We start from the raw sequence: 7332 nt of genomic DNA, 5'->3' as shown, positions 1-7332 counted from the left end.
CGCCGAGCGGACACACTTTTTGCTACTTAACCCTTTCTTTACTTAACCCGCATCCCCATCAACGGGCCCTACAAAAAAATCACCGCGAGAAAATTCTCGCGGTGATTTCACTGTGCCAGATGATGGATTCGAACCAACGAAGGCAATGCCGACGGATTTACAATCCGCTCCCTTTGGCCGCTCGGGCAATCTGGCGTGCACTCTTAAACGGTGCGAATGGAATGCTACCCACTACTCTGTCATTTACACAAATCGGCAGGTCGAGAGGATATTTCCCTACCTGGATTCACCCCTCAGCAGAACTCACCCCAGAGCAGAGCTCACCTCAGAGCAGTGCTCGCCCCTAGGCCCATCTCGCCGATGGAGCTCAATCCACTACCCCACGCGCTCCACGGTGTAGCGAGCAACGTGACGCAGGGCCTCCTTGGCCGCACAGTCAGGAAGGTCAGCGATGACGCGGTCGGACTCATCCAGCAGTTCATTGACCTTCTCCATCGCGCGAGCCACACCGTTGGTCTGAGCCAGGAGCTCGAGGGCCTCGTCGACAAGCGCGTCGTCGGAAACTGGGCCGACAAGAATCTCGCGGAGGCGGTCAGCGGCTGGGGTGTCCTCCTGCAGCGCGTAGAGAACCGGCAGCGTGAAGACGCCCTCGCGCAAGTCAGTGCCCGGAGTCTTGCCGGACTGATCGGTATTGGAGGAGATGTCGATGATGTCGTCGACAATCTGGAAAACGATACCGATTAGTTCGCCATAGCGGCGCAGCGCGTTGGAAATCTCGGCGGACGCACCGGCGTGATAGGCGCCGAGATAACCGGCCGATGCGATGAGCACACCGGTCTTTTCGGCAATGACCTTCAGGTAGCGCTCGATGCGCTCTTCTATCGGCAGGTCCAAGTCGTTGAGGCACTCTCGCATCTGACCTGTGACAAGAACACCGAAGGTCTCAGCGAAGTGAGCCACGCTCTCGGAACCGAGCTCCGCCAGCAGGCGGGATGCAGCAGCGAAGAGGTAGTCACCGGCCAGAATGGCGACGGTGTTGTCCCAGCGCGAGTTTGCGGAGGGCACACCGCGGCGCTTATCCGCTTCATCCATGACATCGTCGTGGTAGAGCGTCGCCAGGTGCGTCAGCTCCAGCACCGTTGCGGCGGTGATGACCTTATCGCTCTCCGGGTTCTCCCCGAACTGCGCGGCCAGCATGGTAAACATCGGGCGGAAGCGCTTACCACCAGCGTGAGCTAGGTGGGAAACCCGCTCGACTAGGAAGTCCTCGCCGCGCCCCAGCTCGGTAATCAGGAGGTCCTCGCTCTTGCGCATTCCCTCGGTGATTGTTGCTTCCAGCGCCTCATCAACGAAGTGAGAACTAGTGGCGGTGTGCTCACCAGTGCCCTGAGCACTTCCGGAACTAAGCCCGGAGTAGTCTCCAGTACGCATTCGAGACCTGCCTAACTGACGATAAAAGATAAGAAACTGCTAAATAAACTACCTTACGAGCATAGTGGCTAGCAGACCAGTTCCCATATTTGTTTCAACGTCGTTATACGCTGGGGCAATGACCTCAAGCCCGATTTCGCGAGTTTCCCCCACGTTCGACGGCACCGTCGCTCTACCCAGCAGCACTGACGTGCTCATTGTTGGCGCAGGCCCCACCGGCTCCGCAGCCGCAATTCACGCCGCCCGCGCCGGTTTTTCGGTCACTGTGGTCGACTCCCAGCGCTTCCCGCGCGACAAAACTTGTGGCGACGGGCTCACTCCTCGTGCCATCGCTGAGCTACGTCGTCTAGGGCTTGACGACGAGCTCCTGCGCCGCAACCGCAACCGCGGACTCAAGCTACACGGTTTCGGCGGCTCCATCACCGCACCTTGGCCAGATGATGCCTCGGGCACTTTCCCCGCTGTCGGATCCGCGATGCCGCGAGTTGAGCTCGACACTTTCTTGCTCAATGCCGCCGCTGATGCCGGTGCGCAGGTCTTTGATGGAGTCGCAGCGCGGAAGGTGGTTCTCGGAGCGCTGAACACTGGCGGCACGCGGGGTCATGGCGTGCGCGAGGTGGAGCTTTCCGACCGCGAGGGCAAGCCACACACCATCTCGGCCCGCTGGTTGCTCGTGGCCGATGGGGTCCGCAGTACCGTCGGCAAGCAGCTGGGGCGTGCGTGGCATCGAGACAGCGTCTTTGGCGTGGCCGCACGGTCGTATGTCAGCTTCGACAGCGCAGACGTAGCGGATGACTGGATTCACTCGCACCTGGAACTGCGCGACTCCGAAGGGCATACGCACCCGGGCTATGGCTGGATTTTCCCGCTGGGCGAGGGCCGGGCGAATGTGGGGTGTGGGGCGCTGGCGACGTCGGCACGCCCGGCGCGCACGAATGTGAAGAAGTTGCTGCGTGAGTACCACGGACAGGTGCGCGATCAGTGGCAGATGAGCGAGCCTGAGCACGTGACGTCGGCGTTGCTGCCGATGGGCGGTGCCGTGTCGAATGTGGCGGGGCCCAACTGGGCGTTGCTCGGTGATGCTGCGTGCTTGGTCAACCCGCTCAACGGTGAGGGCATTGACTACGGCATGGAGTCGGCGCGGCTGGCGGTGGAGCTGATTAGCTCGATTGGTGCGGGCCGCGATGGGCTGACGCACTCCTGGCCCGCCCTCCTTCGCGAGCACTACGGCACCGGCTTCTCGCTGGCTCGCAAGTTGGCGCTGACGCTGACGTACCCGAGCTTCCTTCCCACGGTCGGCCCGCTGACCATCGGCGCCCCGTGGGGAAGCCAGCTCATGGGTGTTGCCGCACGCCTGATGGGAAACCTGGTCACGGAACACGACCGCGACGTAGTGGCGCGACTCTGGCGCGCTTCGGGGAGGACAGCGCTGGCCTCCGATAAGTGGTTCGGGCGCCAGCCCTGGCAGTAGGAATCGCTTTACGACGGGCCCTGCGACAGGGCTTTGCTGCGGGCTAGCGAGCTACTGTGCGGGCTTGGTTGCCGAGTGCAGCGCTGCGATACCGAAGGTGAGATTCTGCCAACCGGCATCCTCCCAGCCAGAGGCATTGATGTCGCGGGCAAGCTGCGGCTGGTTTGGCCAGGCGCGAATCGACTCCGCCAAGTACACGTAGGCCTCCGGGTTCGAGGAGACGACCTTGGCGATCTGCGGCAGTGCCCGCATCAGGTATTCCTTGTAGAAGGTGCTGAACACCGGCATCACGGGGGTGGAGAACTCGCAGACTGTTAGCTGGCCTCCGGGCTTGGTCACGCGAGCTAGCTCAGCGAGGCCCGCCTTGTAGTCCACGATGTTGCGCAGACCGAAGCTGATGGTCACCGCGTCGAAGGTGTTGTCCGGGAATGGCAGCTTCATGCCGTCACCGCAGACCTTGGGAACATCGCGGTGTGCACCGGCCTTGAGCATGCCTCGGGAGAAATCACAGGCAACGACGTATGCGCCAGACTTTGCCAACTCCACTGATGAAACAGCCGTACCGGCGGCCAGGTCGAGGACTTTCTGGCCAGGCTGCAGGTTCAGGCGCTTTGCCGTGCGCACGCGCCAGTAGTGGTCAATGCCACCGGTGAGCACGGTATTAGTGATGTCGTAATTCTTCCCCACGCCATCGAACATCGAGGCGACTTCGCTGGGATTTTTCGTTAAATCAGCCCTAGACACGATGTCCAGATTACGCGACCGACTTCTGACGCGTAGCAGCACCTGCATGGGAGGCATCAATCGCATCTGCTGCGACCTTGCTTGACGTCTCGGCCGCGGAAACCCCAGAAACCTCCTCGTAGTGGCGAACCAGGTCTGCACACAGTGCTTCCCAGGTGCGCTCGGTCACGGTGTCGCGGCAGCGGTTGCGCAGCTGCTTACGTGCCAGCTCATCGTCAACGAGCAGCAGCTTGTCGACCGCCTCAGCCAAATCGCGGGTGAAAGTCTTGGGTTCCAGCAGGTAGCCGTTGACGTCGTTGGTAATCAGGTCGCGCGGGCCGCCTGCGTTCGGAGCGATGGCCGGCACACCGGAGGCGTGGGCTTCCTGTACCGCCTGGCAGAAGGTTTCAAAGTCACCGGTGTGGACGAACACGTCCAGACTGGCGAATGCCGCTGCCAACTTATCGCCGGTGAGCTGTCCGGTAAAGACGGCATTCGGCATCTGCTTCTGCAGCTTCTGCAGCTCCGGGCCATTGCCGACAATGACCACCTGAATATCATCGCGGCCGTTCAGCGCTGCCAGCCGCTCCACAGACTTCTCCGCCGCGAGCCTGCCGACATAACCAACAATCGGCTTGCCCTCCGGGCTCCACTGCTTCCTGAGCTCTTCACTACGCTTTGTCGGAGTAAAGCGAACCGCATCAACACCGCGGCCCCAGCGGTAGACATCACGAATCTTGTGATCCTGCAGGTCCTCAATAGTCGGCGACGACGGCGCCAGCGTTCGGGCGCAGGAGTTGTGAATCACGCGCGTCCACAACCATGCGGCCGTGGAGAGCCCCGCCAACTTGTAGTTCTTGGCAAAACCCGCAACGTCCGTCTGATAGATGGCCACAGCCGGGATGCCCAGTGCCTTGGCAGTCAGCGCGCCCGCACCACCGAGCACAAATGGCGAAGCCAAGTGGACAACATCCGGCTTAAACTGCGTCAGCGCCGACGCTACCCGACGGTTCGGCACACCAATCGGTAGCGAATCAATCAACGGCACCATCACAGTGGGCACACGCTCAATGCGGTAGTCGCAGTAGAACTCTGCCTCTTCCTGCCAGTCCCGAGCGCCCGGCGCAATCACCAGCGCCTCGTGTCCTTCACGGCGTAAGTGTTCCAACACCCGCAGCACGGAGTTTGTCACTCCATTGATGTTGGGCAAGAAGCTTTCAGCAATGATGGCAACGCGCATGGTGCTAGTTTTCCATCTCGTCGGAAAGCGAAAGTGACCCTCTGTTTACCTTTTGGGGATCTCTTTGTAAACGACGGGTTGCGCGCAACGACAACCACCACAACGGCGCGACGACGAGAAATGCAACCACAGCGATGCTGGTCGCCGGGAGAAGTGACAACGTCCATGTGCGTCCGGCGACGCGGACGACATTGGGATCAGTGCGGTCGTATTCGACGCGGACGCGCTGCCCCTCTTCCAGACCAACGGGATAGAGCAAACCGGTTGGCGGCGACTGAAAATCACCATTCTCGTCGACGAAATCAACCGTGGTGCGAAGGAGCTCGACCGAGCGCACGTTGGCTACGGACTGCCCCATGTTCGACTCGATATTGCGGTCATTAATGAAGCAGCCAACCACCATGGCCAGGCACGACAGCAACAGGCAAATCATTACAAAGAGCAGTACCTGACGAAGGAAGCGCGGCCAATTGGCCAGGGCAGTTTTCCACTGCATGGCGGTCGCGACCTCCTATTTTTCTGTCTCTGATTGTTTCCAGCTAGTGCTTGTCCAGCACCCCAATCTCCGCATTGTATGCCAGCTTGTGATGCAACTGCCGACGCGTCGCACGCGTGGTCGCCACCTCAATGACGCGGATGCCATCGACGTCGGTATCCGGGTGCAACTGCGCGAGCAGATCTGGGAGGCGGTCAACGCGCACGTGCTCGACCCCGTAAGCCTGGCAGATGCCCTCAAAGTCCACGCCCTGCGGGGTGCCGAAGATGCGCTCAAAGCTTCCCCGCAGAACCGGGCTGCCCGCCTCCAGCGTCTCGAAAATACCGCCACCTGCATCATTGGCCACCACGATGGTGAGGTTTTCCGGCCTCGGCTCCAGCGGCCCAATTGCCAACGCTGCGGAGTCGTGCTGGAACGTCAGGTCCCCCATAAGTGCAATCGTCCGCGGCGGGCGGATCTCGTCGGCATGCTCGCGGTCGGACGCCAGCGCAATACCGATTGCCGTCGCCACCGTGCCGTCGATGCCCGCGGCACCTCGTCCCGCATACGTGTTCACACCGGGGAAAGGCAGGCCCGTGTACGACGCATCGCGCACCGGGTTCGACGCGCCCAGCACCACATTGTCACCCGTGCGCAGGCTGTCCGTCAGAGCCGCCGCCACATGAAATCCGGTCAGCGGTTCCTCCGCTTCAATCGACTCGGTAAGCGTCTCTCGCACGGACTTCACCGCCAACTCGCTGGCGGCCTCACAGATTTTCGTCCACTGCGGGTCCTGCTCCCCCACAGTCTGCACATGCCTAACGACGGCCCTTGCGTTCGCCGTCACATCCGGGAACTCCACCCCAAAACCGTGGTTTTCCGCTTCGGAGACAACGGTCAGCTCGATATCCGGATTGGCCAGCAGCTTAGAGATACCTCGGTGCAGCGTCGGCCTGCCGACCAGCACGATCTGCTCCGGCGGAATCTGCGCGAAAGTGCCCGCCGCGAGCGGGTGCACCGGGTGCGCCGGCGCATACGCATTCGGCTCAGCGATGGTTGGCAAATCCTCCAGCGCCGGCAGGTGCGGGGCATTCGAACCCGCAATCACGAGTGTGCGGCGGCTGATGTCAATTGTGGCTGTGCTAGCCGCGTTGGCCGGGCCGGTTGCGGTGGCGGCCACGCCGACGTTGTTGCTGTTGGTAGGCGCAATCGTGGTCCAGGGGCCGCCATCGGCGCGGCCCTCGGGGATGTCGGCGACGGAGTCGTCGTCAGGCACGAGCGGTTCGACAAAACGGACGTTAAGGTGGCCGGCGCCGGATGCCATGGCGGCGACAACGCGATCAATGCGAGCGCGGATCTGCGCGGCGGTGGCCTTCGTGACCGGGGCGGTGCCGTCCAGATCGAACTCGACGACAGAGGCATCAGCGAACAGGCGGTCCTGGACGATGGTCTGGTTCGCGCCGGTGCCGCGATAATGCGCGGGGCGGTCGGCGGTCAGTGCCAACAGCGGAATGCCCGACGCGGTGGCTTCCACCATGGCGGGCACGAGGTTCGCCACTGCTGTGCCGGACGTTGTAATTACCGGGGTCACCTTGCGGGTGCGCGAGGCCAGGCCGAGGGCGAGGAAGGCGGCAGAGCGTTCATCGATGCGCACATGGAGGCGAACCTTCGCCGCGTCGGCGGCCTGGACCAGAGCGCGGGCGAGCGGGGCGGACCGGGAACCCGGGCACACCACGGCATCGACCATGCCGAGACGCAGCAGCTCATCGACGATGAGGCCCGCTACCACTGCGGATGGGGCCGTGGGGGCTGCGGGGGTATGGGACGTGGCGTCGGTTGCCGAGGCGTTGTCGTTCACCGAGGTGTCCGGGGTATGGGAGGTGTCCTGGTTGTCGTTCACACTCAATAGGCTACTTGCCGGAAGTTACTGACTAGGTTTATGTCAGTTTGGAAGCCGTTTTTCGGGCGGTAGGGTCAGGCGGTCATTGCATC

At 62.2% G+C, this 7332-nt stretch carries 6 protein-coding genes and 1 tRNA gene; 1 reads left to right on the top strand and 6 read right to left on the bottom strand.

Features of this window, described 5'->3' with window-relative positions:
- Positions 1-113 precede the first annotated feature (113 nt).
- Both HMPREF2681_RS10325 and HMPREF2681_RS10320 read right to left on the bottom strand, forming a co-directional pair.
- Positions 114-195: transfer RNA gene (locus HMPREF2681_RS10325), tRNA-Tyr, on the bottom strand.
- A gap of 180 nt (positions 196-375) precedes the next feature.
- Positions 376-1431, bottom strand: coding sequence for a polyprenyl synthetase family protein (locus HMPREF2681_RS10320; RefSeq protein ID WP_049172333.1), 1056 nt, complete (start codon positions 1429-1431; stop codon positions 376-378).
- Between the two features lie 118 nt (positions 1432-1549).
- Here HMPREF2681_RS10320 and HMPREF2681_RS10315 point away from each other — a divergent pair, with 118 nt between their 5' ends.
- The gene (locus tag HMPREF2681_RS10315; RefSeq protein ID WP_016422036.1) at positions 1550-2902 is read left to right on the top strand and encodes a geranylgeranyl reductase family protein; all 1353 of its coding nucleotides are present in this window, start codon (positions 1550-1552) and stop codon (positions 2900-2902) included.
- A 51-nt stretch (positions 2903-2953) separates the two neighbouring features.
- On the opposite strand, the gene HMPREF2681_RS10310 is transcribed toward HMPREF2681_RS10315, so the two are convergent.
- From HMPREF2681_RS10310 to menD, 4 genes are read right to left on the bottom strand one after another with little or no spacing between them, the layout of a single operon-like run.
- Complete coding sequence (locus HMPREF2681_RS10310) at positions 2954-3646, bottom strand: demethylmenaquinone methyltransferase (RefSeq protein ID WP_042388380.1); 693 nt, start codon at positions 3644-3646, stop codon at positions 2954-2956.
- Between the two features lie 10 nt (positions 3647-3656).
- Positions 3657-4865, bottom strand: coding sequence for a glycosyltransferase family 4 protein (locus HMPREF2681_RS10305; protein WP_016422034.1), 1209 nt, complete (start codon positions 4863-4865; stop codon positions 3657-3659).
- 4 nt (positions 4866-4869) lie between these two features.
- A complete protein-coding gene (locus HMPREF2681_RS10300) occupies positions 4870-5361 on the bottom strand; it encodes a DUF3592 domain-containing protein (protein WP_016422033.1) in 492 nt (163 codons plus the stop codon).
- Positions 5362-5404: 43 nt separating this feature from the next.
- On the bottom strand, positions 5405-7240 hold the full coding sequence (gene menD, locus HMPREF2681_RS10295) for a 2-succinyl-5-enolpyruvyl-6-hydroxy-3-cyclohexene-1-carboxylic-acid synthase (RefSeq protein WP_083295692.1): 1836 nt from the start codon (positions 7238-7240) through the stop codon (positions 5405-5407).
- Between the last annotated feature and the right edge of the window lie 92 nt (positions 7241-7332).

It is taken from the genome of Corynebacterium sp. HMSC064H12 (genome assembly GCF_001809925.1).
GTDB classification, from domain to species: domain Bacteria; phylum Actinomycetota; class Actinomycetes; order Mycobacteriales; family Mycobacteriaceae; genus Corynebacterium; species Corynebacterium jeikeium_D.
This window is presented reverse-complemented; position numbering and strand designations above follow the sequence as displayed.

Excerpts from the sequence above, each read along its gene's own strand:
- HMPREF2681_RS10320 (WP_049172333.1), bottom strand. The coding sequence starts at position 1,431 with ATGCGTACTGGAGACTACTCCGGGCTTAGTTCCGGAAGTGCTCAGGGC.
- HMPREF2681_RS10315 (WP_016422036.1), top strand. The coding sequence starts at position 1,550 with ATGACCTCAAGCCCGATTTCGCGAGTTTCCCCCACGTTCGACGGCACC.
- HMPREF2681_RS10305 (WP_016422034.1), bottom strand. The coding sequence starts at position 4,865 with ATGCGCGTTGCCATCATTGCTGAAAGCTTCTTGCCCAACATCAATGGA.
- HMPREF2681_RS10300 (WP_016422033.1), bottom strand. The coding sequence starts at position 5,361 with ATGCAGTGGAAAACTGCCCTGGCCAATTGGCCGCGCTTCCTTCGTCAG.